We start from the raw sequence: 25,821 nt of genomic DNA on the forward strand, positions 1-25,821 counted from the left end.
GCCTTAGTGCATGGAGCGCATGACCGTCGAGAAGATGACCATGGGGGACGGAACGCTACCGCTAGTCCATTCGTTCATCATAGACACCGAGCTGTCGCATTCCCAGCTCCTCGCGTACCCGAAGTTCATCAGGGAGCACATGGCCTTCGGCCAGCTGCCAGGCATCGCGATGGGGGAGCTCGAAGCCCTCGCCAGCGCTGGCGGACACTTCATGGAGTTCAAGTCGGGACCGCAGAGGGGCCAGTACCAGTGCCTGGTGAGGGTCTACCTCGAGAGACCGATCAAGGTAGAGGTCATGTCCTCGATGGGCAGAGACCAGGAGTTCGAGAAACAGCTGCAGAACGTGATCCTCATGGTGACCCAGTTCTTTGAGGAGGAGGCCAGGAAATCGACGCTGTATATGGCTTTCGTCCCAGGGAGCCCGAAGACCGCCGCCGTGAGGCAGAGGTCGTCGATCTTCAGAGCGATATTCTCCGGGAATATGATCAACCTGTTCATGCTCTCCATCCTGATAGGACTGGCCATATACGCGATCATGAGCAGCATCGGCCTGAGGCTCTACGCTCCTGTCGCGATGATCGCTCTCATGCTCTCGCTCGTGCTGTCCGCCGGGAGGCTAGTCGCGTTGCGGAGCCCTTGGAAGATCACAAGCAGCTCGCGCGAGGTGGTGCTCGTGCAGCACCAGGTCCCTGAGGGCATGCTCCAGCACTACGTCGGGGAGTACAGGGACAGGATCAAGATCGCCAAGGGGAGGGCGTACGAGCTGTATGCCGGTTGTCCGGGGACGGTCTGCGCGGAGAGCATGGCGGAGGTGTTCACCAACGCCGGACTCCCGGGGGACAAGAACGATTTCCTCGTCCGGAGGATAGACATCTACAGCATGGTCGAGCGAGTGGCTGAGAAGTTCGGACTGTCGGTCCCGACTATCGTAATCAGCCAAGATCCGAGGCCGAACGCCGCGGCGACGGGATTCACCAAGCGTCTGGGCACGATGATCATCACCATGGGGCTGCTGGTGCAGCTGGATGAGAAGGAGATAGAGCTCGTCGTCGGGCACGAGCTGAGCCATCTCAGGTCAGGGGACCCGATCGTGCTCTTCTCGCTGGTCGTTGCAGAGTACTTCGCAAGGGTCTACCTTTATTGGCAGTTCATTGCGGCCTTCTGGATCCCCTACCTGCTGTTCGTCTTCTGGGCCATATTCTTCTTTGGCAAGTTCCTTGAGAGCCGAGCGGACCTGGAGGCTGGACTCATACTCCGGAAGCCGAAGGTCATGGCAGAGTCATTGAAGAAGATCGGGTTCAGGAGGCTCGTGCTGGCAGAGCGGTTCCTGGAACCTGGCGGGAGCAGGCTCGGCGAGTGGCTCAGGTTCGACCCCCACCCGCCTCTGTACTTCCGGATACAGAGGCTCGAAGGCCTTGATTTGGACAACCCGCCGAAGCATCCGTTCTTGAGCTCCGTCAAGGCGGTGACATCAGGATTCCTGCATTCGCGCCACGCGCCATAGCCAATCGCCTAGAAGGAGTGTATCTTCTCGCACTTCTCGGTCCACTCGGAGAGCAGTGCCATGGAGCCCTGCTCGACGCCCTTGATCATGCCGTCGATACGCAGTCCTCTCGCCTTCATGCAGCTGCCGCAGGCTGCGACTCGACCGCCCTTCGCCAGGACCCTCCCGAGCATCTCGCTTATGTTGTAGTACCCTTGCGGGGTCTCCTGCCCGGGCAGGCCACAGTAGACGGCATCCGCCATCAGGAATACATCGACTTTGTTCTCTCTCGATTGCAGGGCTATCGACAGCCTCAGCGCGTTGTACGCCTTCTCCGTGCCATAGGGAGCGTCGTTTATCACAATGAGCACTTCCTGGACCATCATCTCCACCTTGCAGCTGGATGAACCGCTGCAAGGAATAAGCTTGCGGCGGGCGCCGGCACTGTTCGTCGAACCTTTGAATAGGCTCGAGGGCACTGAGCTCGCGGTGATAGCGTGGGAAAACTAGAACTTCCATTGCCCGAAATTGGGAATTCCCTGGAGTCGCATGCGAAGGAGATACAGGCTCGAATCAGGGAGCAGACGCCGAAGGATCTGAGGGACTCGATCGTCGTCAAGGCCTTCAAGAAGGGGAAGGAGACTGGTCTGGCGATAGAGTACGACGACCGGGCCGAGAACTTCGTTTACATGGCCATGGAGTATCCGAAGGGAGGAGGGAAGAAGGAGTCCGCTGTCCACCGTTAGGAACCTCGCACTCATTTCGGAAGCGGCCGTCCAGGCGAGCAACCGACGCAGAATCATTTCTTCTTGTGTATGGGACACGCGATCCCGAGCCTGCAGTACCGGCACTTCTCCTCTTTCACAGGAATGATGGCCTTCACCATGTGTCCGTACTTGCGCCTCGGCAGTCAGGTCCCCCGCACGGTGAGAGAGTTCGACTTAAATAAAACCAAGCTCGAGTCAGTGCACGCGCGGAAGGATCAGGTTGAACACGCATCCCTTTGTGTAGTCTCCCTGCACGATGTCCGAGACCCACATTTTCCCGTTGTAGCGCTCGACTATTCCCTTCGCGGCTGCCAGGCCGATGCCGAACCCTCCTGTGAGTTCCGACTTCGATGTCTTCGCCATCCTGAGCACCTCTCCCTTCAGGTTGTTCGGGATGGCCTTGTTCGGCTGCGCCACCCTGACCCACCAGGAGTCCACCTTCTGCTCCACTCTCTGCTCGGCGAACACCTCCAGCCTGGTCTTCTCCTTCCTGTCCGACATGGCAGCGCTGTAGAACAGGTTTATGAAGATGTCGTTGAGCAGGTCGTCCGCCAAGACCATCATTGCTCCGTCTGGAACGTTGATCGAGAATTCCAAATCCTTGCCATGGGCATGGCTCTGGATGTCCTTGACCGCGTAATCGATGGCCTTCCTCAGGTCCATGTTCCGCAGCTGCTTGGGCAAGGGCTCTCTCAACCTTGAGATCGTCCTGACCATCTCGACCAGGCGAATCATGCTCTCAACCTGGCGCGCGGTCCTCTCGACTGCGACCCCCATCTGTGGATCGAGATCCTTCGTCGCCCTCAGGGAGTCGAAATACGCGATGATGGGCGTCGTGTAGTTCGCGATGTCGTGCGTGAGCAGGTCCATGTGCAGCTCTATCTGGTCCCTCACTCTCTTGAGCTCCTTCAGGAGCCTGGCGTTCTCGAGCGCCACTGAGGCGTGGTTCGCGAACAGCGTGGCTATCTCGAGGTCCTCTTGCGTGAAGATGTCGGGCGGATATCGTATCAGCTCTATGACCCCGAGGACCTCCTTCTGGCCGATCACGGGAACGGCCAACATTCTCACACGCGCATTGGGGGTGTTTGGGATGCTCGCTGCTCTCGGGTCGGATTCGGTATCCCAGACTATCTCCGCCCTCCTCGACCGCGCGACATAGCCAGCGATACCCACATCCACGGGGAAGTCTCTGTCCGCCATGGTCTCGCTAGCGTACGGGCCCGTGGCATAAGCGGGGTTCGCCAATCTCCTCTCCCAATCGTACACGAAGAACGCGAACTCGTCGCAAGGGATGATCTCGGCCATGCTCGACCCGACGATCCTGTAAATCTCCTCGGATTCGATCTCCTGCTGTAGCTTCGCCGCGGTGTCAATCAGAAGCTTCTGAGCCTTCGTCCTGATGTTGAGCTGCTGGAACATCGCGGCGCTCTGGAGGACCCAGGACAGCTGTGTCCCGAGGTCCTCGGCGACTGCGACCTCTCCCTGGGTGAAGGAGATCTGCCTCGAGTTATCCCCCAGAACTAACAGGCCTACGACATCGTCCCCTTGGACCAACGGAATGGAGATCGTGTGCAGGAACGCGAGCCGGCCGATGACTTTCTTCTTCTTAGGGGAATCAGGAACGCCCTCTGTCAGGATGGTCCTCTTGTGCAGTATCGTGTCCGATGCAATCGGGAACGTGTCCAGGAAGATGGTCGAGTCCTTTATGAGCGTCAGGCCCTTCGCCGAGCATGCCTGGCAGGTAAGCTCTTTTGAGACAGGGTTGTACTTGAAGAGAGACACGAAGTCCACTTCGAAGTAATCCATGGCGTTCCTGCAGAACCGTGCGAGCCCCTGGTCAAGCGTGGATTGCCCCTCGGGAAAGCCCGGCAGGCACCGCGACAAGGAAGCTCGCATCTCCCCGTACGCCTCGTGGAGCAAGACCGTGCCTTCGATAGACCTGTCTATCATCGCGTCGAGTGCGAGTTTCGCAGTGATCCTCTGAATATCCGGAAGGTCGTGCTCGACCACATAGAGACACACATCCCGCAGAAGATTCTGCTTCTTCACGAGCGAGCTGAGAGCCATCATCCGCGATTGCTCCGTCCTGATCGCGCTCTTGAGCAGTTCGTGGGCCTTTTTGTTGTTCGGGTCCGTGGACCTATCCACGAGCGCATCGAAGAAGTATCGCAGACGATCGACCCTGATCTCCTCGGAGTCGCCGAAGTCCGCACCTCTGATATAAGCGGACTTCGCGGTGCTGGCGGCCCAGCTCTCCACAATCCTTCCTGAATTTGCCCTGAGAACGGCGAAGATCGCCTTGTAGTCGTTAGATGAACTGGGCGTAAGTGTGCGTGCCATTGGTTTGCGATTCTCCTCCAGCTCAGCTAGTTGGGGGGTGTACTGATATGATAGACGTCCGAGAATAAATCGCTTTTCCAATGGAAATGATGCGATGTGTGCATCATAGCAAACAACGTTATCCATACTGGCTCGTAGAAACCCAATGGAAAGTTCGGCTTTAGGTCGAATATGCTTATATCCGCGCTACAGATTGCAGCGTTACGGAGTAGATTCGGGATGTCGTCACAGCACGCTCAGGTCAAAACTTTGATCCTAACAGGGAAGCAGGTCAAGAAGCTCCTGGACATGAAGGACGTCCTTGGCGCTGTCGAGAACGCATTCAGGCACAAGGGGCTGGGAAAGGTCCAGATGCCAGCCAAGGTGTACCTTTTCTTTGAGAAGTTCGACGGAGACCTAAGGACCATGCCCTCGTACGTCGAGGACATGGAACTATCGGCGGTCAAGATAGTGAACGTCCATCCGCAGAACGCAAAGAACTACGGTATGAGGACTGTCATGGCCGTGCTTGTCCTGGTGAACCCGCACACTGGCCAGCCGCTGGCGTTCATGGACGCCACGCACATCACCGACATGAGGACGGGCGGTGCGGGCGCGATATCCTCGAAATACCTGGCAAGGCCGAACCCGAAGATCCTGGGAATCATAGGGGCAGGAAACCAGGCCAGGGCTCAGATGCTAGCAATGATCACGCAGTATGGGCACTTCGACGAGGTAAGGCTCTTTGACATCTACCCCGAGAAGAGCAAGGCCATGGCTCGTGAGTTCAGGCGCCACTACAAGGAGCAGATCGGCAAGGTCAAGGTGGCGAAGGAGGCCAAGGACTGCGTTGTCGACTCTGACATCGTGGTCACGGTCACATCCGCACGCTCTCCGATCGTTCTTGATGAGTGGGTCAAGAACGGCACACACTTCTGCTGCATTGGAGCCGACGCTCCGGGCAAGCAGGAGATGGACCCGAAGATACTCAAGCGCGCACGCCTGGTGATAGACGACTGGGAGCAGGCGTGCCACTCCGGTGAGATCAACGTCCCGCTCTCCAAGGGCGAGATGACGAAGGATGATGTGGACGTGGAGATCGGGCACATAGTCGCAGGCCTGAAGCCTGGCAGGGAGAATGACGAGCAGATCACTGTCTTCTGCTCCACTGGACTCGCCATCCAGGACTGCCTGACGGCGAAGCTCGCCTACGACGCGGCCATCCAGCAGAAGATTGGCAGAGCGATGCAGATCGTTCTCTGAGCAAAACCACTTGACCAACCACTTTCCTTTCACTTTTCCTCGCACATTCTTTTTTAGCTTGCACGTGATGTCAGCCCGATGATCTGCCTAGGCATCGAGGGGACCGCCCACACCATAGGTGTCGGAATCGTGGACCAGGACTGCAAGGTCTTGGCCAACCTGACCAAGATGATCGACGGTTCCAAAGGAGGCATCCATCCGAGAGAGGCCGCGAACCATCATGCAGAGAACCTAGTACCGCTGATGCACGAGGCCGTTGCCAAGGCGGGCATCAAGTACGATGACATCGGGCTCGTCGCGTTCTCGCAAGGTCCAGGCCTGGGACCATGCCTCAGGACGGCCGCAACAGCGGCGAGGTCGTTGTCCCTGAGCCTGGGCGTTGACCTCATAGGAGTGAACCACTGCGTCGCTCATCTCGAGATCGGCAGGAAGGTCACAGGCTGCAAGGACCCTACGCTTCTCTACGCGTCAGGAGGGAACACACAGGTGATCGCCTATTCCGGCGGAAGGTACAGGGTGTTCGGGGAGACGCTCGATGTCGGCATCGGGAACATGATAGACAAGTTCGGCCGCGAGGTGGGACTTCCGTTCCCATCGGGGCCACAGCTCGAGAAGCTGGCGAAGGAGGGCAAGGAGCTCATCGAATTGCCGTACAGCGTTAAGGGCATGGATGTCGCATTCTCCGGAATACTGACGGCCGCGATCCAGCTCCGCAACCAGGGCAAGAGGCTCGAGGACCTCTGCTTCTCTCTCCAGGAGACATGCTTCGCCATGCTCGTCGAGGTGACGGAGAGGGCCATGGCCCATGTCGAGAAGGACGAAGTGCTGTTGGGAGGTGGCGTGGTCCAGAACAAGAGGCTTCAGGAGATGGTCAGGATCATGGCCGAGGAGCGCGGGGCGAAGATGTTCGTTCCTCCGGGCTCGTTGTGCGTCGACAACGGCGGGATGATCGCGTGGACCGGCCTGGTGATGCACAATGCCGGGGTGAGGACAAAGCTTGAGGACAGCGCGGTCAGGCAGAGGTTCAGGACCGACGAGGTCGACCTGCCTTGGATGATGACCTGAGACTACGGCATTATGCCAGAAGGTTCGATGAAATAAAGGGAAAACTCCTTGTCTCCGGAGATCTCCCTGGCCTCGGATTCCACTTGTCTCTTCATGTTCCCAGACGCGACTACCTTCTGGTCCAGCACCGCAATCCACTGGTTCGGGTAGTCTTGGATGAGCTCAAGGTAGTTCTGCTTCAGCCATAGGTCGTTCTTGACGTCCTCCGAGCCCTCCACGGGTTCCTCGTCGTCCACCATCTCAATCGCTCCCTAATGACGGATAGTCGCCACAAGAATACAATAAGGTATCCCCTCACGGCGCGTGAGGAGTCACCGGCGGCATCACCTGAGCTGCAGGCCAACGAGGTCGTCGAGGGCCTTAAGGAACTCCTCCTCTTTGCCGTCTTTGATAGTCGCGCCCGCGGCCACAGCATGCCCTCCGCCGATGCCTCCGAACTTCTCAGCAGCCTTCTTCAGCGCGGCCGAGAGGTCCATGCCTTTGGACACCAGGTACTTGGTCCCCCTGCTGGACACTTTGACGCTGCCTCTCACCTTAGACAACGCGAAGGTCGGCTTTGACTGGTCCAGGATGTACTGCATCGCGAGCCCGCATTGGGCCCCCGCAAGGGACGGATCGGATGCTGTGAAGTGCTGGATGTGGTCCATGTGTTTCGCGCCGTCCGACTCGATGCTGAGCAGTCGCTCCATGAGTCTGTTGTTGTACTCGCGCCGAAGCTCCCCGGCTATCTCGAGCGATTCCCTGTCCCCCATGCAAAGGGCTACACCGAGGCCTTCGTGATCCATCCGGCCACACGCATTGAGCAGGTCTGCCAGGTCGGCAGCGCTCATGCCCATCGATGGTATCCAGTGGATCTCGGTCACGAGCTCCTCGACCGTCTCCGGCCGGCAACCCTGGCCCATAAGCCTGAGCGAGAGCATCGATGTCAGCTTCCTTCTGTAGACCTCATCTAGCGCTCCCATCGGCGTGCTCGGGTTCAGCTTCATAGAATCGAGGAATGCGAGGACGTTGTCCTTCCTGCCCGACAAGCCCACGAAGTAAGGGTCGACCGAATCCGCGATGGCATCTGCGATAGTAGCGCCCTTTAGGTTCAGCCCCCTCTGGACGTCGATGAACCCCTTTTCCTTGGCGTAGTCCAGGACCTGCTGGTTGACGCTCCTCATGCCTCCCATGTGCTGCCTGTCACCGATTATCCCCGCGACAGCGATAGGGGACAGGTCCCAGTTGCACGGGTCCATCATGACCGCGAGAAGGAGAGATACCGTGGACGCGCACGATTCTGTCATGCCATCGATCCCGAAGAAGTGCGGATTTGCCTGGACCACCTTCTTCGACTTCCTGATGGGCTTGTGGTGGTCGAGGGCGGCTATCCTGGCATCCAGGGTTTCGAGGCTGTCAATCATCCCTGAACCCATGTCGAGGAGGAGTATCGCCTCGTTCCCCTCCCTCCCGATGCCCTCGATGATCTCATTGTCGAGGCTCTTGCTGATGGTGAGATGGAACTGCTTCTTGCACCTCGAGAGCGCGCCGACCATGATGGATGCAGCAGCGAGGCCGTCGGCATCGTAGTGTGAGATGACCCTGAGGTGACTCACCGAGTTGACTATCTTGAGCGCGTGCTTGAGGCTGTCCGAAAACTCGTCCGGGAGTGTTATGCTCCCGCTCATAGAAGCATCACTCGACCTGTAGCGCAGCCGTGTCTAGAGAGTAGTTCCACGTCTCCGGGATAATACCTTCCCGCTTGTAATACTTCACAAGCCGTCGGATCTTCGACTCGATGAGCTTCCTGCCCCTGAGGTTGTGAAGGTCCTTCTTGTTCTTCTTGACATGGTCCGTCATCTGGACAGCGCGCTTCATCAGTGCCTGGAGGTCCTCTGGGAGCTCGAACTTCAAGCCCTTCGCCTCACATATCTCTTTGACGCTCTTGCCCGTGGCCAATCGAACGTTCGGGATCGCGTACTGGTCCCTGAGAACCAGGCCGGTCTTCGCCATGGACATGCCCTCGCCCACCATCTTCGCCACGAGGTCCATGACCTCGCCTGGAGACTGCTGGACCCACTTCGGGTTCTCGGTCAAAAGCGGTCTCTTGGAGCCCGAGGACCCCTTCCTTTGTGAATGCATCCTTGACATTGCTTATCTGACTCCGTGTTACTTGTTCAGTGGCGAGGCAGAGCCGTCTATATTATTCCCCCTTTTAAAGGTTTCCACAATCATGCGGGCCTGGACCAGCATCATTTCGTACTCCACTAATGGGAACGAGAGGAGGTCTGGAAGCTCTGTGAATTCCTTGACCTCGACTATGTTGTATTCCGTGTGCTCTTTGCTGAGCTTTCCTCGGACCAGACCGACGAAGACCTTCCCGCCCGGCTTCGCGATCCTGATGCTCCCGATTAACTCGAGGCTCATGCCCGTTTCCTCGAAGAACTCGCGGACCGCAGCCTGCTCGTGCGTCTCGCATTTCACTAGCCTTCCGCCCGGCATCTCCCATGCGCGTTCTCTGTGCCGGACCATGACGAACTTGTCGCCGTTGAACGCGATGACATAGGCGAACCTCTCGACCATCTTCAAACCTCCACGATGAACGCAGCGTGGTCCTTGGAATAGCGTTGGAGGTCGACCACCTGCTTGACCTTGAGCGACTTTGAAACGAGGGCCTTCCCGACCTCGGAGAAGACCTCCTTCGGCCTCCTGTTGACATTGATGCTCCTGGACTTGAGCATCAGGATGCCGTGCTCAGCGTCGAACGCCGCCATGTTCCTGACGAAGATATCGACCTGATTCCGCTGTGCGATGTCCTGGTAGACCAGTTCGACCCCTTCGATCATGTGCGAATACTCCTCGGGCCGGTTCGCGTCCGCGAGGATGGGTATCATGTTCTTCCTGGTCTCGCACACGCCAACAAGATCCCTGAAGGACCGCTCTGATACCTCGATACAGTGCACCATGCCGTTGGTGACGATGTCCGATACATGAGAGGCAGTCGTGCCCGAGGCAGCGCCGAGGTACAAGACCTTGGTGCTCTCGTCGATACCCAGCGCCCTCGCGCCCAGCAGGATGGCCGCAGCGAGCTTGGACCGCTTGGGGTCCCAGGACCTGTACTCTATGCCGTCAGATTCGACAAGACGCTCGCCGTAAACATCCTTTCCCGGGGCGGCATTGACGGTGAGCAGGCCGTGTCCGTCCGTGAACACTCCCGGAATGCCTTCCACCCTGGTCAGCGGCTTCGTCATGATGACCCCACGAACGGGTTTCCGATAAAAAGATTATATGGGCTAGAACATAGCAAGGCACGATGGCGGACGAGGATCTCAAGAAGCAGATTAAGTCGCTCTCGGAGAAGATGGAGAGCGTCGAGGAGACCATGAGCAAGGTCGCCCAGCCGTACTCACAGCTCCTGGAATACATCGAGAGGTTCCAGAAGATATCGTCCAGCTACTTCAAGATGCTCGGGCTGTACCAGAGATACGGGGCGATATCCCCGGACCTTCTCATCCCGGGCGTCAAAGACTCCATCTCCAGGGACATCGTGAAGGTCCTGTTCGAGAGGGACGGCCAGAACATCTCCCAGATAACAGACAAGCTGAAGGAGATGCGAGGCACATCCTCAAGAAGGATCGTTCGGGAACGGCTGAGGCTCCTTGAGGAGAAGGGCGTGGTGAGAGGCAAGGGATCCTCAAGGTCGAAGGACTACTGGCTCACGGAAGAGTACATTGAGAAGTGGTACAACCTGATCGGGCTCGGCCCCGGCAAGGACAAGCCCCCCGAACAGGTTCGGGATGATGGTGGACTCTGATGGTCTGCCGGTCACTTGTGCTCACTTCCCTTATGTACTGGCTCCACACATAGTATGCTCCAAGAAGCCCCGTGAAGGGGCGAGAAGGTGAAGAAATTTGTCAGGTGACATGCCAGACGCGAAAGAACTCAAGGAGATACTCGGCGTGGTCTCGACCGAGATCCCGAAGCTGCTAGAGTCGATAAGCAACATGATCTACAACAAGGACAACGCCGAGAACTTCGGCAAGTCGGTGGCCGTGTTCTACAAGCAGATGGTGGACTCGGGCATGGACCAGAAGCAGGCGTTCGAGCTGACCCAGACGTACATGACGAACTTCAGCATGGGCGGCATGCTGAGCCAGGTCATCGGCGGAGCCGCGAAGAACGCCGTTGACAAGGAATAGGACGAGTCGCTCGAGAAGAACACAGAGAAGATGAAAGAGAAGCTGGATGAACACGATGCCGAGTAAACATGAGGGGGATCTGCCAAAGACAGTGGCAGTCATCATGACGGAGATTCCAGCCATCGCACTGAGCACGGGTTGGGCGTACCTCAAGACCAAGAGACGCATCCGCCAGGGCTCGAAGTACGTGATGAAGGGGTTGCTGGAGAACGGCATGCCTAAGGAGCTGGCCTCACAGCTGGTGGACCAGTATGAGACGGACCTCAGCGTCAGGAAGCTAATCAAGGGGTTCGGAGGACCATTCACCAAGAAGTGGGAATGACACGCGTCTTCGCTGCTGCATGTAGCAGATAGTGTGACAATCACATTCGAAAAAAGCATGTCGTGCAAGGACGACATGTGGACATCTACGTCGATGAGAGTGGCGACCTGGGGTTCTCATGGCCCCGGAGTTCCAAATACTTGATAGTCGCAATGCTTGCTACTAGTGATAGTAGGCAGCTTCACAGGATTATGAAGCGGGCGCGAAGTAGATTCCGCGATTCACGGTATCCCGGTGGCGAGTTCAAGTTCAACCGGGAATCAGATGTCGTAAGAGTCTTCTTCATGGAGGCACTGGGGAAAGCAAACTGTGCAATCACGTGGACCGCTGTTGACAAGATGAAACCGCGGAGACGTTTCACAAGGGGGAGTGACCTCTATGATCTTGCGTGCGAGGAAACGCTTCGCCAGATGTCCAGAGTGTTGGAGGCGGGTTCAATCGACATGATAATGGACTGCAGGAGATCCAAGACTAAACAGAGGCGGAATCTCGAGTCTCTGATGAATCGTGTTCTCATGTCAAATCATCCTGGTCATTTTCCGCCCGAATTGACGATAAGACACCTCGACTCTGAGAGCTGTGTGGGTCTCCAAATCCATGATTTCGTAGTAGGATCGGTGTTTCAGAGGGTCGAACGAATGAACGAACGTTATCTAAGAATCATAGAGGGAAGAGTCACATCCTACCGAATCATCTAGATAGAAAGGTGCAGACCCCGGGTGGAGTGTTGTTGTGTGCACCGTCCGGTACACTTTACCCCCCGGGACTTACCTGCGTTTCTCTATTAGATGGCATGCGATTTAAACGTTCCTAGCGGATGTAGCACCGATGCACTCATTCATTGGGGCAACCGGGCCGGCGCAGTCGATGAACCAGAGGATGCGACTAGTCAGGAAAGTAATATCAATGCCTCATCCAATATTGAGCCCGTGAAGTCAGAACTGACAAGAATAGCCAATGCAGTCTACACCGCGTACCGTGAGCTCCCCAAGGACTACGACGGGCACATACATGTGGGAAAGGGAGCGAGCGGATCCCCGACATCTAAGATTGACAAGTTCGCCGAAGACGTCATACTCAAGTACATGGACGAGGAGGAGATCGGCCTCAACGTGCTGAGCGAGGAGGCAGGGTTCATCGACCGCGGCGGAAGCCAAGTCCTTGTTGTTGACCCGATCGACGGGACTCTGAACTGCACGAGGGGAGTGCCGTTCTTCTCGGTCTCACTTGCCATAGGCAAGAGCAAGCTATCGGACTGCGACCACGCGCTCGTGAGGAACCTGTCCACGGGGGACACCTACTTCGCCCGGAGAGGTGGCGGGGCAGAGCTTAACGGACACAGGATTGGCATCTCGAAGTACGACAAGGACGAGGGCATGTTCATCATCTACAATAACAAGGACTCCGCGCCGGAGACCGACCGCGTGCGAAAGATGGCCAGCAAGGTCAGGTCGTTCGGCGCAGCCTCGCTCGAGATGTGCCTGGTAGCCCAGGGCGCCGCCCAAGCCCTCTACATGAACTGCGCCAAGTTCCAGAGGATGATAAGGGTAATCGACATCGCCGCGAGCTGTCTGATACTGCGCGAGGCTGGAGGCGAGGTTGTCGACCTATCCGGGGACAAGCTCGACATGGAGTTCGACCTCCAGGACAGGAAGAACTTCCTGGCATACGGCGACCCGATGGTCAAGGAGATGGTACTACGAGGATCGGAATAACCGGCACACCCGAGCTCAGGAACTTCAAGCCCGTCGCGAAGAAGGTCCTGGAAGCGCTAAAGGGAGAGGAATTCGTGGTGGAAACCCACACAGCGGAGGCCCTAGGACTAAAGGGTGAGCCGCTCCAGAAGATGAAGGTCGATGTCCTGATCACCATCGGAGGGGACGGGACGATACTGCGCACGCTCCAGGGGAACGATGCGCCTGTCATGGGCGTGAATGCTGGAGTCCTCGGGTTCCTGACGGAGGTCCAGGGGGACGAGATCAAGCCCGCGATCAAGAAGCTCTTGGCAGGGGAGTACCACTTGGAGAAGCGGCTCAAGCTGAAGACCACGATGAACGGCCAGAGGTTGGAGGACGCCACCAACGAGGCGGTCGTGCACACGGCCCACATCGCCAAGATGAGGCACTTCGCGATATCCGTCGACGGCACTCCGGCAACGGAGATCAGAGCGGACGGACTGATCGTCGCGACACCGACGGGCTCGACATCGTACGCCATGAGCGTCGGCTCGTCCATCATAGACCCGCGCGTGGACGCGTTCGTCATAGCTCCCATAGCCCCGTTCCGACTCGCGGCCAGGCCGCTGGTCGTGGCAGCGAAGAGCAAGATCGCAGTCACGATCCTGGAGCCTAAGGAGTGCACAATGGTCATAGACGGCCAGTGCGAGTTCAAGATCAGAGGGGACGAGAAGCTCGTGTTCACCGCGTCCGAGAAGAAGGCGAAGTTCGTCAGCTTCAAGGACGACTTCTACAGGAACCTCGAGGAGAAGCTCATAGCATCGGCGCCTTTCGCGGCGCACAGGCATTGATCCGGAGCGCGAGGACAGCATGAAAGCAGTCAAGTCCGAAGCCGTCAAGATCAGCTATCAGAAGCGGTGGTTCGCGCTCGGGACGGCGACCTATGTCGCGATGACAGCCGCGCTGTTCTACCTGTCCGAGTCCTCGGTGGAGGACTCGATCAAGATCTTCTGGTTCGCTGCTGGTCTTGCCGAGGGCATACTGTTCTTCCTGTTCATCGTGCCGCCGCTGCTGACAAGCCACCTCGCGGGAGACAAAGGGCTCCGGCTGCACATGGGGCTCCTCATCGACGAGACGATCCCCTATAACTGGGTCCGGGAGATCAAAGAGTCCTCGATCCACTGGGGCGCCGTCAAGGTCGGCATAGGCGTGAGGTACTCCGGGATCACCAGGGCTTTGTTCGTTACTTCATCTTTCAACAACTTGGTCGTCATCAAGCTGGACAAGGAGCACATGATCGGCCGGGTGTTCAGGAAACCTGTGTCGGAGATCGTCGTCAGCGTCAGCTTCGCGAAGGGTTTTCTGGACGCCATGAGTCAGAGGGCCGGGCTCGAGAGGGGAGTGTAGGCCCTGCCCCTGTTCGATTTCTCCAAGGACCCGCGCGCGAACGTGCACAGCATCAAGAAGCGGACGCTCAAGATGATCCTCGAGGCGTCGAAGTCGCAGTACCCCGAGGAGTTCGGGGCGCTGCTGAGGGCCGAGAAGGGCGTCATCTACGAGCTCATACTCCTTCCGGGCACGATCGCCGGGGAGAGGCATGCGATCTTCCATTTCAGCAACCTGCCGATAGATTCCACAGTCGTCGGTACGATCCACTCGCACCCTTCAGGGGCGATCCATCCCTCGGGAGCCGATGTGGACCTGTTCGGCAAGTTCGGCTGGATCCATATCATCACAGGGTACCCGTTCGAGAGGCAGAGCTGGGGCTGCTTCGATTCCAACGGGGAGCCGAGGCAGCTCAAGGTAGTCGATTGATACTCAATCGCTTGCCTTTCTTGACGGGCGGGCTCTGCCAAGCGTTCTTGTGTACAGATCAATTGCCCGCTGGCTCGACAGCCAGTCCCCACGAACCATCAGGGCCGGCAACTGGCCCTGCCCTGCCCTAAGCGAAAGGTACTGTGCCGAGTAACCGCTCTTCCGGGAGAAGGATTTCAGCTGTTTCAACTCATCTTCCCGGGTCCCGACTTGATCGAGAAGATCGAGGAGCGAGTGCGCCATCAGCACACGGACGAACTCGACCAGACGGGACAGGTCGCCGTCGTTCGCGCTCTCCATGCACGAGAGATATCGCCTTCGGTTCTGAGGCAGCACGTGAACAGGAGGCCAGTTGTGCTTGAGGAAATGGAGGTTCAGGAGCAGCCTGCCTACGCGCCCGTTGCCGTCGCTGAACGGATGGATCGACTCGAACTCGTTGTGCATCCAGGCGCCGAGGTCGAACACTGGATCTCCTTCCCTGTCCCTTCTTGAGTATTCTCTAGCCCATTCCTCCATCATGGGCACGACCTTCTCCATCCGCGGCAGAGCGAAGCTCGACCCCGCTATCCTGACATTGACCCTGCGCCACTGCCCAGAACCCTCCTTGACCCCTCTGAAGACCGCATCGTGGAGATCCTGGACCAATACCAGCGATATGAGCTTTGTGCGGAGGGCCAGTAGTCTACGGAACGCGGCCTCGTGCTGGATGGTCTCCAGGACATCCTTGATCGGTCTGTTCGCGACGCTCTTCTGCTGAAGCAGCAGCTTCTCGACATCGGACCAGGTCAGCGTGTTGCCCTCGATTGCGTTAGTGCCCCAGGTGTTGAGAGCGCTCGCCCTCTTCCATACACCGTCGGGCAGACCGTCAAGAGGAGTGCGGGTGAGGAATTCGTCTCGCAGGGCATCAAGTATGATATTCCTCATGTGTGGTCTATATTTCATACAAAGTATATCAATCTATATGATAAATGTAGTGAAATTGAAGAAAATCATATAAAGGGGTTTGCGTGGAGCGTTTTTCACGCACAGGCCACGCCTTAGACCGATCCCGCGGCGGCCCAATAGGCGTACAGGAAGTCCTCCCAGCCGTCGGCCATGAAGGAGTAGGCCCAGTAGTAACCGGGCGTCTCCCACGAATGGTTGGGGAAGACTATCCCAAGCCCGTTGATCTGGTGGTCCATTGTGTTGGTAGTCTGGACCGCCAGGACGGTCTTGTCGAAGTTGGCGAGCACGAGCGCGCAAGCGTCCTTGACCGCGCTCGACCGAGTGTTCTTAGCGATGAGCTCGACGAACCGCTTGAAATCTACCAGGTTGATCGAGTTCGCAGCGTACGAGAAGCACGCTCCTCCTCTGGACTTCGAAACGATTCCTGCGTTGGCCTTCATGTCCTGCATCAGGAGCTCCGTGAGGTCGAAGAACGATGCGGCTGTCGCTCCCACGGCTGCGAGATCGACCGCAGCGTGGCCGTTGACCTCCTCACCCATGTACGGGGGCACTGACAGCAGCTTCTGGACCTCGTCTATGAACATGATCGAAGCCTCCCTGGGCGTCATGTACGGGTTCTCCACCAGTCCTCTGAGGGTCGCGTCGTACGGGTACCCTCTCCAGCCGGTGAATGTCTCACTGACGAGCAGGTACTGCGTGTTGAGTCCTCCCTTGAGCCACTGGTATGCGACGTCTATCTGCCCCACATTGCACTCGTCCGTGCCGATCACATCCACGTGGTAGCCCTTGAGGGCCAGAGTGACTTCGTCGATCGTCAGCGCATCAGCCGGGTGGTCGTCCCAGGCAACCATACGAGGCGAGCCGTGATCCCAGAACATCAGCACTGTGTGCTCCGCAGGGGCGGCCTTGAACGTGTAGGAGATCAGGGAACGGAGTGTCATCGGGTCGCCCATGTTGGCCTCTTTGCCGTTGAGGGCGAAATCCTTGAGCTCCACCATCTGTCCTGGCAGAACCCTGAAAAGATTCGCAGGGCCGTCGAACCTGTCAGCGAAGACGAACATCGCCACGTCCTTGGACCCGCCGACGGACATAAGCTCGTCGTAGTCGCTCTCGACTACGGGCTCGTGATGCGCGCCCGCATACACGTCCAGGCTATTGTCAGCGTCCAGATAGAGGATGTACCTCCACTGGGCCACATCGGGGCCCTTCCCGGCAGGCGGGCCCGCCTTCGCGACTGGAATCGCGAGCATGCCCACGACGACGATCAACGCTATCAGAGACACCACTAATGCTTTAGCTCTCAATTGACAGCCCCTCCCCCTGGTTTCCTACCTAGGTCAGTACCCCGAATGGCGACTTGATTATTTATGGATGTTGTGAGACGACGCTGCGCCATTCGGGCAGGGAGCACTACATGTAGTGCAAGAGACGAACCTGCTGATGTCCACCTTGGGATTGTGACCCAGGGCGTCTTGGACGTCTTCGTAGATGAGAGCGGAGACTTCGGCTTCTCCCACAAGGGAGGTTCCCAGCATATCGTCATGACCGCAATGGCCACGGACAACGCCGCTGTCCTGGGAAGACTGGCAAAGAGAGCTCGGAGGAAGATGAGTATCCAAGGAATGACCGCCCAGGAATTCAAGTTCAAGGGGAGCTCGGACTGGATGCGATTTCACTTCCTGAGGGGGATTGCAGAAAGCAATTGCGAGATATCGTGGGTGGGGGTCCGAAAGGAGAACGTATGCGAGAAATACGTAGAACGGAGAGAGCTACTATACCAGCTCATGTGCAGAGCTGTCTTAGGACCTGTCTTCAAGAGAGTCCGCGGGAACACAGTCAACATTGTATTTGACAGACGGACCGAGAAATGGCTTCTGTAAATCGAACTCGACCTCTTTGTCGGGAGCATCATGTCCCAGAACTGCTCAGGCGCCTTCCCGCCCAGGTTGAAAATCAGACACGTCGACTCACGAAGATCTCCGCAGCTCCAAGCCAACGATTTCGTGACAGGCGCGCTCTTCCAACTTGTAGAGAGGGAGAACGCACACTACTATGACGTAATTGGCGAACGAGTGGTTGATGGTACTCTTATCATCTAGAAAAGTGCAGCCCCCGGACGGAGTTTTTTTCTGGGGCGCCATTCCGACGCCCGCTATACCGTCCGGGACTTACCTGCAATTGACAATACTGCGACATCCCATAAGTATGTTGCGCGCGGATGTAGCCGCAATCCAGCTACCGTCACATGGATGACGATACCATCAGAGCAGCCTGCTCTTAGGTGCGATCGTGCCTCTCGCAACTGCGCCCAGTCCTATGAAGGTCCCCTCGCCAATGATAGTGCCCACATCGATGGTGGCGTTGATGCCCGTCTTGACATCGTCCCCCATGATGACGCCCAGCTTCCTGCGGCCGGAGCCGACCTTCTTCCCGTCGACCACGACCTGAATCTCCCTCTCGTCCAGGCGGAGGTTCGCGACCTTGGTGCCTGCGCCCAGATTGCACCTCTCGCCGATGACGCTGTCCCCCACGTAGGACAGGTGCGGCACGTTGGTCCTGTTCATGATGATCGAGTTCTTTATCTCGACAGCAGCGCCGATCTTGCAGTGCTCGCCTATCGAAGTGCTCGGGCGGATGTATGCGTTGGGGCCTATCTCGCAGTTCTCGCCGATGATCGTGGGGCCGATGATGTATGATCCCGGCAATACTTTGGTGCCCTTGCCGACCTGGATGTTGCCGATGATCGTCGCCTTCTCGGAGACATCTCCCTTGATGTCAGCCCCCAGTCCTTCCATGAGTATGCGGTTGGCATCTATGAGGTCCCAAGGCCTGGCGACATCTATCCACTCGCCCGTGAGGAGGTGTGTGAACAAATGGCTCTTGCGAATGAGCGTCTTGAACGAGTCCGTTATCTCGTACTCCCCTCTCGATGATTTCTTCGTCTCTGCGATCGCCTCGAAGATCTCAGGCTCGAGGATGTAGGCTCCGGCGTTGACGAGGTTGGACTCGGGCACATCCGGCTTCTCTACGATGTCCTTGACGATACCGGCGTCCACGACCACGCTCCCGTACCTTCTGGGGTCCTCGACGGTCGTCAGGGCCATCAAACTGCCCTTGACCTTCTTGTGGTGCTCCACCATCCCCTTGACGCTCTCCTTGGTGAGCACGACATCCCCGTACAGGCAGAAGAACGACGAGTCGATCTTGTCCTTGATCATGCCTATGGCATGTGCGGTCCCGAGCCGCTCCTTCTGCTCGACATACGCTATCTTGACACCGAAGTCCTTCCCGTCCCCGAAATGCTCCCTGATGCGCTGGGCGCGCCAGCCTACCAGGAGTATGAGGTCCCTTATGCCCGCTTCCTTGAGCGACTCGATGTTGTGCTCCAGGAAGGGCCTGCCTGCTACCGGCAGGAGCGGCTTCGGTATGTTGGACGTCAGTGGTCTCATCCTGAGCCCTTCGCCCGCAGCTAGAATATAGCCCTTCATCTGCAAGACCTCTTGACCACATTGTCCATCGTGCTCATGATGTTCGCGGCCCGCTTCTCGGTCCTTGCCTCCGCCACGAGCCTGATCTTGGGCTCGGTCCCGGACGGCCGGACGAGCGCCCAGCCGTCATCGAACTGGAGCCGGTAGCCGTCCAGCGTCAGGAGCTCGTCGCATTTGAGCGACCTCATTGCCTTGTCGAGTGTAGCGAGGATTGCGGCTTTGAACTTGGGGTTGTATGAGACCGCGCCTCGTAGGATCGGATACCTGGGGATCTTCGTCCGTAGCTCGGAGAGCTTCTTTTCGGAGGCGATCTCGACAAGCCTGGCTGCCGCGAGTATCCCGTCCGGGCAGTAGGTCTGGTCAGGGAAGATGAATGTGCCCGAGGGCTCACCGCCGAAGCTGGCCTTGCTCTTCTTGACCTCCTCGCTTACGAACACGTCCCCCACCCTGGTCCTGATCACCTTCGCATCGACGTAGTCGTCGATCGCGATCGAAGTGTCGACCGTGACGACCAGCTTCTTCTTCGCGAAGCGCTTGGCGAAGAGTGCTAGAAGCTGGTCACCGCCCAGGAACATGCCCTTGTCGTCGACGGCGACCATCCTGTCCGCATCGCCGTCGTGGGCGATGCCAAGGTCGGCCTTCATCGAGACGACCGCGCTCTTGAGGTCCGTCAGGTTCTCGTACACAGGCTCAGGCGGTCTCCCGGGGAAGTGTCCGTCCGGGTTGGAATTGATCGTGATCACCTTGCAGCCCATGCGCTGGAGGACGATGGGGGTGATGGTGAATGCAGGGCCGTTCGCGCAGTCGACGACGACCTTCAGATTGGATTCCTTCGCGTTGTCGAGTATGCGCTCTGCGTGATTCTCGACTGCTTCCGGGAGGATGTGCTTCCTGCCCACCTCGTCCCAGGGCTTCAGCCCGAACTTGTTCGATCCGAGAAGGTTCTCGATGGCATTGGACTGGGAGACGCTGAACCCGGATCCATCTGGGTTCCAGAGCTTGATGCCGCCATACTCCGGAGGGTTGTGGCTGGCCGTGATCATGATGCCTGCATCGAGTTCCCGGGCGGCCTCGGCAAGAGTCGGCGTCGTGACGAGGCCCGCAAGGTAGACATCGCATCCCGCGGCCATCAGCCCGCTGGAAACTGCGGCCTCAATCATCGGTCCAGAGGTCCTGGAGTCCATGCCGACGGCTGCGCGCTTGGCGTTCGAGCCAACGGCCATGCCTATCTTGGCCGCGAGCTCGGGCGTGAAGTCCTTGTTGACGACGCCCCTGATGCCTGACGAACCGAAGAGCGACAATCTATTCCTGCCTCTGCGCCTTGCATGACACTAGGGGATTATCTACGTATTGTGATTGAGAGAGATGATGATACGTATCGAGAAGAAGAGAGGGAAGAGCGAGAATGGAGATACTGGCTTACCTCGCCTCAACCGAATATCCTACAGCCAGGAGCACCGATTTCTTAGCCAGTGTCACTGGCCATGTCGTCATCCGCCGACCTCGCGGACATAGCCAGATACCTCGGAAAAACGAGCCAGCATACGCAAATCATTAAATACCATCCATCGTGATACACATCTGGACCATGTCTGGATGGCATGGCCAGATGAACCCGGAGGGATAAGAAAAATGGTCATGGAACCAATCAGCATCGACAAGGCCATGGAGATCGCGAAGAAGAAGGGCATCAAGCCAGGCCGCGTAAAGGGCACGAACGGGATACAGTTCACGAAGGGCAGGAACTCGCGCCTGGAGATTATCAACTGGGACGACTTCAAGACCACGCTGTCGAAGAGAAGGCTCGCAGTCTTCGAGTCCGGCGGCTGGATGAAGATAATGAAGAAGTAGGCCTGTGGCCTCTTCTCTTCAAACCTATGACAAACTCCTTCCTCGCTATCTCAAACCCTTTAGATTGCTTTTCATTCCTTGATGAGTAGCTTGGGCGTTGCCGATACCATTACACTTGGCTTCAGACAAGCGTTCACGAATCGCCCGGTCAGGCCTTCTTCTCTTCTGGGCTTATCCCGAACCCGCAATTCTTGCAGGTCAGAGACCCCGTGATCCAAGGAGCGCCACAGTTCGGACACGCGTTCTTCCTTAAGCCACAGTGCCAACAATCCGGGCGGTCCCCTTGCCAGACCCTCTTGCACCGGGGGCATCTTCCGGCGAGAGGATCCGAGTGAGAGTCAATGTCAACAAGGCCGGTCCCATCACACGCTTGGCACTTGTCCGCACCGTTCGGGTTGGGCATGAATCCGATACCGCGGCACGCCGGACACTTGCCCGTCCCATAGCAACGAGGACACCTGCCAGTGCCCCCGCAGCTAGGACACGCTGAGAGGAAGTATATCCCGCGCCCCTTGCACCCCGAGCATATGCCGTTCTCGCAATGTGCGTGGTAACCTATGGAGAGTAGATCGTTCCCACCGCCGTAGTTCGTGTACCAGGTGCACTGACCACTGCCGTCGCAGACAGGACAGATGTCCACTCTTCCAAAGCCGTCACAAGCCCTGCACTCGACTTTGTGGACCACGCCCGTCTTCGCCAGAAGGATCTCAGTTCCGCAGTACATGCAGTGGGCCTTTCTCAGGTCCTCGGGCAGGCTGAGATTGGCCCCGCAGCGGGGACATACGGCCGGAATCAACTTGATGTCTGCCATGAGTTCACCCGCGAACCCGTGGTTTGGCGCTCTTGGCTGTATCGTTTTGTCTGGATAGCCCGGGCTGATCATGAATATCTCTGAGGAAAGATCCGCATTTGATCGATGAATTCGTGAAGCGGTCCCGAGAAGAGTTACATATATAGTGATGGTAATCATTGGCGCTTGTTCCGTGCATGCAGGGATAGCCAAGCCTGGTCAACGGCGCTAGATTCAGGGTCTAGTCGCGCAGGCGTCCGCCGGTTCAAATCCGGCTCCCTGCACTTGGATTCTTCCTCAAGGGATTCTCGATCAGACGACCTGGGTCACGAGCTAGTGATGTTCATATCCCGGCTGGGCCCATCAACATCTCTGCAGATGATTTCATTGCCTTCAAACGCGATTACTTAGGCACATGAATGAGGAGTTAGTCGCGCCATGCGGCATGAACTGCAATGTGTGCGCTGCATATCTGGCGGTCACGCATGACGTCAAAAGCAAGGGCATCCGGATGATGTACTGCATCGGGTGTAGGCCCAGGAACAAGCTCTGTGCATTCTTGAAGAAGAGCTGCAGCCTGCTCCGCAAGAACGAGGTCAAGTACTGCTACGAGTGCCCGACCTTTCCATGTGAACGATTGTCCGCCATCGACAAGCGTTACAGGACGCAGTTCAGGATGAGCGAGATCGAAAATCTACACCGTATCAGGGACGAAGGCATCGAGTCCTTTCTCAAGGCTGAGGAAGCAAAGTGGAAATGCCCAGAATGTGGCGGGGTGATGTCCTGTCATAACGGCCTTTGCTTCGTATGCGACCTGGACAAGCTGAGGAAGAAGAAGCGGCTCTATCGGTGGGACAAGAAACCGGAATGACGCGCACTGTGGCCAATAGCTGACTGTTCAAATGAGAGCCTTCGCGCCGGATGTACCGGTAAGAAATGGAGCGATGACTGGGAGTCGTTGAATCAGAGGATTGTCGCACCGAGCTAGACTCAATCTCCTCTCCTATTCATCATGGAGGGGGAGATATGCGTCGCGCTGCTTGACAAGCACTGAAATGTGAGGGCAGAGACGGTTCTGAAGTTCCGGTTTGAACACGGCCATGATTTGGAAGGTCGTCTTTTCCCAACTTCGCCTTCTCCGAGAATCGGATTGAGTCCCGGGCCCGCGTCGTCACGAAGGCATCTTGTTGTGGATGACCTCGTTGATCCATTACCAGCTTCTTGTAGGCCTCCTCGCCCTTCGGCGTGAGGCGCAGACGTTCGTGCCCGTCGTTCGAGGCCTCCATCGCGATGATCCCACGGTCGGCCATCCAGGAAGTGTATCTTCTGAAGACATCGTAGTTGACGTTCGAGGCCGTTCGGAGGCGGGTCTTCAACATCGGTTGTTCTTCTCTCCACAGTCGTTCAAGAATTCGGGCGACTATGTACAGGTCGGGCCGGTCCATGAGATGGGGAGTCACCATGGGTCACTCACCTGCAAGGAGCCTTTCCATCGCAGATTTCAGAGTTTCGTATCTCCCAGTCCACTCAGAGAGAAGGACGCTTACTATCTGATTAGACCTCGATTGAGGAGACGCTGGTGCTCCCAGGTCTTGAAGTCCGCCGGAGGGGGGACGATCTCGTTGTCAGTCTTCCTCACGAGCATCGCCGCTCCATTAGGGCATCCGGTGACACACAACCCGCATCCTATGCACTTCTCCCGGTCAACGACTGAAACCTCGTTGTCCTCTGAGATGGCATGAACCTGACACCTATCTATGCAGGTCCCGCAACCGACGCATTCCTGAGCCTTGATATCGGCATAGTAGTTGGCATAGGCAACTGATTTCTCAATGCCCCAATCAGTGATTCCTCTCAGCAAGCCACAGCAACAGCCACAACAGTTGCAGACGTAACCTACTCCTTTCATGACGTTGCTCACTGTGTGGACGAGACCCAATTCCTCAGCTTCATCGAGAAACGCCAATGCCTCTTCTCTTGAGACAGAACCCTGGCCTGAGGGGCTCTCATCTGCGGAGAAGGAGAGGCATGTTCTGAGCGGAAAGCCGCACTCGTGGCCCATATGCTTCTGTTGGACCCTGCAAACGCAATCGCGCAGATTGAAAGATCTCGAGCCCATAAGAAGTGCTTTGACATCGTCATAGGGGAGGATCCATTCCGATTTGGTGGCATTGTATGCAGGGACGACGCGGTGTATGGCTGGCTGAGGCCTCATGATCCCAGCGGCTCCCCCATTTGCCAGGTACTCTTCTACCAGATGGGCCAGCTCATGGTCGACATCACTAGCTTCGAATATCCCAACGATGAATGGCGCCAACCTGAAGAGATGCTTGCCTTCTTCCTCGCGGTCCCATAGCATGCCCTTCTCCACCATCTTCGTCAATAATGCCTCGGCTTGCCCAGCCGGGAGTCCGAGTCGCTTGGATATTGCCTCACAGGCCTCCATCGAGCCGCCTAGCTGACAAGCTATAGAAGCCTCTTCAGGTGAGAATATCTTCTTCAGGAGTCTTATCTCAACATTGGAGGATGTTCTGGGAAAACCATTTGCGAGGCTGTCCAATGCCTCCGCAAGACGCTCATAGACGTGATCGTTCAGCTCAGTCACCATTGCCGAAGCCCTGAACGACATGCCCGGTAATATATGTGGTTTGAGCATCGGTCGCCTTTCCTCCCCAAGGTCTTTCCCGAGATGTAGTGACTGCAACCACAACCGCCATGATCGTGACCATAGCGCCGAGAAGCACTTTCGGGGGGCCGAACTCCGGGGATGACCAGTGTCGCTTCTATTAGCAGATGGTTCAATGCGGTTGCGACCGCTTCGACGGATTCGTTCAAAGAGGCGAATGCACTAGACTTGAACATCTGGGAAGACCAATCATAGTTTCCATCCATCCAGGTATTGTTCTTGATCGCTCCGCTGCCGAAAGTAATGGTCGAGGCCAACCCTGTTGTCCAAATCGCGACAAGCACGGGAGCCTCCAGAATCACCGGGATCAAAAGAGAAGCCCCCAGAGTCCACATTGTCAGGAAGAACCCTTATCTCCTGCTGCGGGGATGACGATTGGAGAGAGAAACAAATGACGTTCAAAAATCTTAAGCTCATAGCGCCTCTTCTGGAGGCAATTGCTAGACAGGGTTATACTGCGCCAACACCAATACAGGAACAGGCAATCCCTCATATTCTTCAAGGCAAGGATTTGATTGGGATCGCACAAACTGGCACAGGAAAGACCGCTGCATTTGTTCTGCCCCTATTGCAGTTAATGTCACAATCACCTAGGCGTATTATCCCTAAGTCTCCTAGAACTCTAGTTCTTGCGCCAACTAGAGAATTGGCTGCGCAGATAGATGAAAGCTTTGCAACCTACGGCTCATTTATGAGATTCAGGCACACTGTAATGTTCGGCGGTGTCAGCCAAGGCGCTCAGGTTAGAGCAGTTACCGAGGGTGTTGATGTCCTAGTCGCTACACCTGGCAGATTATTGGACTTGATGAATCAGGGCTACGTGAATCTAAACCATTTAGAATTCCTTGTTCTCGATGAGGTTGATAGAATGCTTGACATGGGATTCATAGTTGATGTCAAAAGAATCATTTCAAAATTGCCGACACACCGACAATCAATATTTTTGTCAGCAACAATGCCGCAAAAGATAAGCGAGCTTGCAAGAACATTGCTCCGTCATCCTGTGCGCGTTGAAGTTGCTCCTCAAGCAACCACAGTAAAGCAGGTTCAACAAAAAGTCCTCTTTGTAGACGAAAGAAACAAAATCGCGATCTTATTGGAATTGTTGAAACGTGAAGATTTGAGATGTGTACTGATATTTGCAAGAACAAAAAGAAGAGCCAACAACGTCGC

30 protein-coding genes and 1 tRNA gene are annotated in these 25,821 nt (G+C 56.8%); 17 read left to right on the forward strand and 14 right to left on the reverse strand.

The annotated features are described in order from the left end of the window. Positions 1-19 precede the first annotated feature (19 nt). The gene (locus KJ653_02385) at positions 20-1,504 is read left to right on the forward strand and encodes a M48 family metalloprotease (protein MBU0684684.1); all 1,485 of its coding nucleotides are present in this window, start codon (positions 20-22) and stop codon (positions 1,502-1,504) included. 8 nt (positions 1,505-1,512) lie between these two features. Here the strand turns inward: KJ653_02385 and KJ653_02390 are convergent, their stop codons facing one another. Then, positions 1,513-1,866, reverse strand: coding sequence for a DsrE family protein (locus KJ653_02390; protein ID MBU0684685.1), 354 nt, complete (start codon positions 1,864-1,866; stop codon positions 1,513-1,515). Between the two features lie 114 nt (positions 1,867-1,980). Here KJ653_02390 and KJ653_02395 point away from each other — a divergent pair, with 114 nt between their 5' ends. Then, positions 1,981-2,229, forward strand: coding sequence for a hypothetical protein (locus KJ653_02395; protein MBU0684686.1), 249 nt, complete (start codon positions 1,981-1,983; stop codon positions 2,227-2,229). 216 nt (positions 2,230-2,445) lie between these two features. Here KJ653_02395 and KJ653_02400 read toward each other — a convergent pair whose 3' ends face one another. Then, on the reverse strand, positions 2,446-4,590 hold the full coding sequence (locus KJ653_02400) for a GAF domain-containing sensor histidine kinase (GenBank protein MBU0684687.1): 2,145 nt from the start codon (positions 4,588-4,590) through the stop codon (positions 2,446-2,448). A 219-nt stretch (positions 4,591-4,809) separates the two neighbouring features. Here KJ653_02400 and ala point away from each other — a divergent pair, with 219 nt between their 5' ends. Continuing rightward, positions 4,810-5,832 (forward strand): alanine dehydrogenase, encoded by a 1,023-nt coding sequence (gene ala / locus KJ653_02405; protein MBU0684688.1) that lies wholly within the window; start codon positions 4,810-4,812, stop codon positions 5,830-5,832. A gap of 78 nt (positions 5,833-5,910) precedes the next feature. Then, positions 5,911-6,897 (forward strand): bifunctional N(6)-L-threonylcarbamoyladenine synthase/serine/threonine protein kinase, encoded by a 987-nt coding sequence (locus tag KJ653_02410; protein MBU0684689.1) that lies wholly within the window; start codon positions 5,911-5,913, stop codon positions 6,895-6,897. A 2-nt stretch (positions 6,898-6,899) separates the two neighbouring features. On the opposite strand, the gene KJ653_02415 is transcribed toward KJ653_02410, so the two are convergent. The 5 genes from KJ653_02415 to KJ653_02435 all read right to left on the reverse strand — a co-directional run bounded on the left by KJ653_02415 (position 6,900) and on the right by KJ653_02435 (position 10,127). Further along, positions 6,900-7,136, reverse strand: a complete 237-nt coding sequence (locus KJ653_02415; GenBank protein MBU0684690.1) for a hypothetical protein — start codon at positions 7,134-7,136, stop codon at positions 6,900-6,902. A gap of 84 nt (positions 7,137-7,220) precedes the next feature. Further along, positions 7,221-8,564, reverse strand: a complete 1,344-nt coding sequence (locus KJ653_02420; GenBank protein MBU0684691.1) for a DHH family phosphoesterase — start codon at positions 8,562-8,564, stop codon at positions 7,221-7,223. 7 nt (positions 8,565-8,571) lie between these two features. Continuing rightward, positions 8,572-9,027 (reverse strand): 30S ribosomal protein S15, encoded by a 456-nt coding sequence (locus KJ653_02425; protein ID MBU0684692.1) that lies wholly within the window; start codon positions 9,025-9,027, stop codon positions 8,572-8,574. Between the two features lie 18 nt (positions 9,028-9,045). Further along, positions 9,046-9,459 (reverse strand): NUDIX domain-containing protein, encoded by a 414-nt coding sequence (locus tag KJ653_02430; protein MBU0684693.1) that lies wholly within the window; start codon positions 9,457-9,459, stop codon positions 9,046-9,048. Between the two features lie 2 nt (positions 9,460-9,461). Then, positions 9,462-10,127 carry a fibrillarin-like rRNA/tRNA 2'-O-methyltransferase gene (locus tag KJ653_02435; GenBank protein ID MBU0684694.1) on the reverse strand — a complete coding sequence of 222 codons (666 nt, stop codon included), beginning with the start codon at positions 10,125-10,127 and terminating at the stop codon, positions 9,462-9,464. Between the two features lie 62 nt (positions 10,128-10,189). On the opposite strand from KJ653_02435, the gene KJ653_02440 reads away from it, so the two are divergent. The 8 genes from KJ653_02440 to KJ653_02475 all read left to right on the forward strand — a co-directional run bounded on the left by KJ653_02440 (position 10,190) and on the right by KJ653_02475 (position 14,888). Further along, on the forward strand, positions 10,190-10,690 hold the full coding sequence (locus KJ653_02440) for a hypothetical protein (GenBank protein MBU0684695.1): 501 nt from the start codon (positions 10,190-10,192) through the stop codon (positions 10,688-10,690). Positions 10,691-10,799: 109 nt separating this feature from the next. Beyond that, positions 10,800-11,075: a hypothetical protein gene (locus KJ653_02445; GenBank protein MBU0684696.1), complete on the forward strand. Its 276-nt coding sequence runs from the start codon at positions 10,800-10,802 to the stop codon at positions 11,073-11,075. 55 nt (positions 11,076-11,130) lie between these two features. Next, a complete protein-coding gene (locus KJ653_02450; GenBank protein MBU0684697.1) occupies positions 11,131-11,397 on the forward strand; it encodes a hypothetical protein in 267 nt (88 codons plus the stop codon). 77 nt (positions 11,398-11,474) lie between these two features. After that, a complete protein-coding gene (locus KJ653_02455; protein ID MBU0684698.1) occupies positions 11,475-12,095 on the forward strand; it encodes a DUF3800 domain-containing protein in 621 nt (206 codons plus the stop codon). Positions 12,096-12,326: 231 nt separating this feature from the next. Continuing rightward, positions 12,327-13,112: a hypothetical protein gene (locus KJ653_02460; GenBank protein ID MBU0684699.1), complete on the forward strand. Its 786-nt coding sequence runs from the start codon at positions 12,327-12,329 to the stop codon at positions 13,110-13,112. 77 nt (positions 13,113-13,189) lie between these two features. Then, positions 13,190-13,924: an NAD(+)/NADH kinase gene (locus tag KJ653_02465; GenBank protein MBU0684700.1), complete on the forward strand. Its 735-nt coding sequence runs from the start codon at positions 13,190-13,192 to the stop codon at positions 13,922-13,924. A gap of 19 nt (positions 13,925-13,943) precedes the next feature. Further along, the gene (locus KJ653_02470) at positions 13,944-14,480 is read left to right on the forward strand and encodes a hypothetical protein (protein ID MBU0684701.1); all 537 of its coding nucleotides are present in this window, start codon (positions 13,944-13,946) and stop codon (positions 14,478-14,480) included. A gap of 72 nt (positions 14,481-14,552) precedes the next feature. Next, on the forward strand, positions 14,553-14,888 hold the full coding sequence (locus KJ653_02475; GenBank protein MBU0684702.1) for a Mov34/MPN/PAD-1 family protein: 336 nt from the start codon (positions 14,553-14,555) through the stop codon (positions 14,886-14,888). Between the two features lie 3 nt (positions 14,889-14,891). On the opposite strand, the gene KJ653_02480 is transcribed toward KJ653_02475, so the two are convergent. Together KJ653_02480 and KJ653_02485 are read right to left on the reverse strand one after the other, a co-directional pair. Further along, the gene (locus KJ653_02480; GenBank protein MBU0684703.1) at positions 14,892-15,812 is read right to left on the reverse strand and encodes a Fic family protein; all 921 of its coding nucleotides are present in this window, start codon (positions 15,810-15,812) and stop codon (positions 14,892-14,894) included. A 113-nt stretch (positions 15,813-15,925) separates the two neighbouring features. Next, positions 15,926-17,137 carry a hypothetical protein gene (locus KJ653_02485; GenBank protein ID MBU0684704.1) on the reverse strand — a complete coding sequence of 404 codons (1,212 nt, stop codon included), beginning with the start codon at positions 17,135-17,137 and terminating at the stop codon, positions 15,926-15,928. A gap of 153 nt (positions 17,138-17,290) precedes the next feature. Here KJ653_02485 and KJ653_02490 point away from each other — a divergent pair, with 153 nt between their 5' ends. Next, entirely contained in the window at positions 17,291-17,713 is a 423-nt protein-coding gene (locus tag KJ653_02490; GenBank protein ID MBU0684705.1) for a hypothetical protein, read from the forward strand. Positions 17,714-18,094: 381 nt separating this feature from the next. Here KJ653_02490 and KJ653_02495 read toward each other — a convergent pair whose 3' ends face one another. Beyond that, on the reverse strand, positions 18,095-19,321 hold the full coding sequence (locus KJ653_02495; protein ID MBU0684706.1) for an NTP transferase domain-containing protein: 1,227 nt from the start codon (positions 19,319-19,321) through the stop codon (positions 18,095-18,097). After that, on the reverse strand, positions 19,318-20,622 hold the full coding sequence (gene glmM, locus KJ653_02500) for a phosphoglucosamine mutase (protein MBU0684707.1): 1,305 nt from the start codon (positions 20,620-20,622) through the stop codon (positions 19,318-19,320). Before glmM ends, KJ653_02495 begins: the two co-directional genes overlap by 4 nt. Positions 20,623-20,959: 337 nt before the next feature. Between glmM and KJ653_02505 the strand changes: the two genes are divergently transcribed. Beyond that, positions 20,960-21,172: a hypothetical protein gene (locus KJ653_02505; GenBank protein MBU0684708.1), complete on the forward strand. Its 213-nt coding sequence runs from the start codon at positions 20,960-20,962 to the stop codon at positions 21,170-21,172. A gap of 148 nt (positions 21,173-21,320) precedes the next feature. Here the strand turns inward: KJ653_02505 and KJ653_02510 are convergent, their stop codons facing one another. Then, positions 21,321-21,983: a hypothetical protein gene (locus KJ653_02510; GenBank protein ID MBU0684709.1), complete on the reverse strand. Its 663-nt coding sequence runs from the start codon at positions 21,981-21,983 to the stop codon at positions 21,321-21,323. A 178-nt stretch (positions 21,984-22,161) separates the two neighbouring features. Here KJ653_02510 and KJ653_02515 point away from each other — a divergent pair. Both KJ653_02515 and KJ653_02520 read left to right on the forward strand, forming a co-directional pair. Beyond that, positions 22,162-22,246: transfer RNA gene (locus KJ653_02515), tRNA-Leu, on the forward strand. Between the two features lie 131 nt (positions 22,247-22,377). Beyond that, positions 22,378-22,833: a DUF3795 domain-containing protein gene (locus tag KJ653_02520; GenBank protein MBU0684710.1), complete on the forward strand. Its 456-nt coding sequence runs from the start codon at positions 22,378-22,380 to the stop codon at positions 22,831-22,833. Positions 22,834-22,972: 139 nt separating this feature from the next. Here KJ653_02520 and KJ653_02525 read toward each other — a convergent pair whose 3' ends face one another. Together KJ653_02525 and KJ653_02530 are read right to left on the reverse strand one after the other, a co-directional pair. Beyond that, positions 22,973-23,407: a winged helix-turn-helix domain-containing protein gene (locus KJ653_02525; GenBank protein MBU0684711.1), complete on the reverse strand. Its 435-nt coding sequence runs from the start codon at positions 23,405-23,407 to the stop codon at positions 22,973-22,975. A gap of 101 nt (positions 23,408-23,508) precedes the next feature. After that, a complete protein-coding gene (locus KJ653_02530) occupies positions 23,509-24,591 on the reverse strand; it encodes a 4Fe-4S binding protein (GenBank protein MBU0684712.1) in 1,083 nt (360 codons plus the stop codon). 448 nt (positions 24,592-25,039) lie between these two features. On the opposite strand from KJ653_02530, the gene KJ653_02535 reads away from it, so the two are divergent. Further along, on the forward strand, positions 25,040-25,821 hold a 782-nt coding region (locus KJ653_02535; protein ID MBU0684713.1), incomplete at its 3' end, for a DEAD/DEAH box helicase.

Source organism: Candidatus Thermoplasmatota archaeon, assembly GCA_018814355.1.
In the GTDB taxonomy this organism is placed as follows: domain Archaea; phylum Thermoplasmatota; class Thermoplasmata; order UBA10834; family UBA10834; genus COMBO-56-21.

What these genes read in the sequence shown, in the direction of transcription:
- KJ653_02440 (MBU0684695.1), top strand. Translation starts at nt 10,190, where the DNA reads ATGGCGGACGAGGATCTCAAGAAGCAGATTAAGTCGCTCTCGGAGAAG.
- KJ653_02390 (MBU0684685.1), bottom strand. Translation starts at nt 1,866, where the DNA reads ATGGTCCAGGAAGTGCTCATTGTGATAAACGACGCTCCCTATGGCACG.
- KJ653_02415 (MBU0684690.1), bottom strand. Translation starts at nt 7,136, where the DNA reads ATGGTGGACGACGAGGAACCCGTGGAGGGCTCGGAGGACGTCAAGAAC.
- KJ653_02510 (MBU0684709.1), bottom strand. Translation starts at nt 21,983, where the DNA reads ATGGCAGACATCAAGTTGATTCCGGCCGTATGTCCCCGCTGCGGGGCC.
- KJ653_02530 (MBU0684712.1), bottom strand. Translation starts at nt 24,591, where the DNA reads ATGTCGTTCAGGGCTTCGGCAATGGTGACTGAGCTGAACGATCACGTC.
- KJ653_02470 (MBU0684701.1), top strand. Translation starts at nt 13,944, where the DNA reads ATGAAAGCAGTCAAGTCCGAAGCCGTCAAGATCAGCTATCAGAAGCGG.
- KJ653_02505 (MBU0684708.1), top strand. Translation starts at nt 20,960, where the DNA reads ATGGAACCAATCAGCATCGACAAGGCCATGGAGATCGCGAAGAAGAAG.
- KJ653_02445 (MBU0684696.1), top strand. Translation starts at nt 10,800, where the DNA reads ATGCCAGACGCGAAAGAACTCAAGGAGATACTCGGCGTGGTCTCGACC.
- KJ653_02475 (MBU0684702.1), top strand. Translation starts at nt 14,553, where the DNA reads ATGATCCTCGAGGCGTCGAAGTCGCAGTACCCCGAGGAGTTCGGGGCG.
- KJ653_02450 (MBU0684697.1), top strand. Translation starts at nt 11,131, where the DNA reads ATGCCGAGTAAACATGAGGGGGATCTGCCAAAGACAGTGGCAGTCATC.
- KJ653_02480 (MBU0684703.1), bottom strand. Translation starts at nt 15,812, where the DNA reads ATGAGGAATATCATACTTGATGCCCTGCGAGACGAATTCCTCACCCGC.
- KJ653_02425 (MBU0684692.1), bottom strand. Translation starts at nt 9,027, where the DNA reads ATGTCAAGGATGCATTCACAAAGGAAGGGGTCCTCGGGCTCCAAGAGA.
- KJ653_02520 (MBU0684710.1), top strand. Translation starts at nt 22,378, where the DNA reads ATGAATGAGGAGTTAGTCGCGCCATGCGGCATGAACTGCAATGTGTGC.
- KJ653_02495 (MBU0684706.1), bottom strand. Translation starts at nt 19,321, where the DNA reads ATGAAGGGCTATATTCTAGCTGCGGGCGAAGGGCTCAGGATGAGACCA.
- KJ653_02420 (MBU0684691.1), bottom strand. Translation starts at nt 8,564, where the DNA reads ATGAGCGGGAGCATAACACTCCCGGACGAGTTTTCGGACAGCCTCAAG.
- ala (MBU0684688.1), top strand. Translation starts at nt 4,810, where the DNA reads ATGTCGTCACAGCACGCTCAGGTCAAAACTTTGATCCTAACAGGGAAG.
- KJ653_02410 (MBU0684689.1), top strand. Translation starts at nt 5,911, where the DNA reads ATGATCTGCCTAGGCATCGAGGGGACCGCCCACACCATAGGTGTCGGA.
- KJ653_02400 (MBU0684687.1), bottom strand. Translation starts at nt 4,590, where the DNA reads ATGGCACGCACACTTACGCCCAGTTCATCTAACGACTACAAGGCGATC.
- KJ653_02430 (MBU0684693.1), bottom strand. Translation starts at nt 9,459, where the DNA reads ATGGTCGAGAGGTTCGCCTATGTCATCGCGTTCAACGGCGACAAGTTC.
- KJ653_02525 (MBU0684711.1), bottom strand. Translation starts at nt 23,407, where the DNA reads ATGGACCGGCCCGACCTGTACATAGTCGCCCGAATTCTTGAACGACTG.
- KJ653_02435 (MBU0684694.1), bottom strand. Translation starts at nt 10,127, where the DNA reads ATGACGAAGCCGCTGACCAGGGTGGAAGGCATTCCGGGAGTGTTCACG.
- KJ653_02385 (MBU0684684.1), top strand. Translation starts at nt 20, where the DNA reads ATGACCGTCGAGAAGATGACCATGGGGGACGGAACGCTACCGCTAGTC.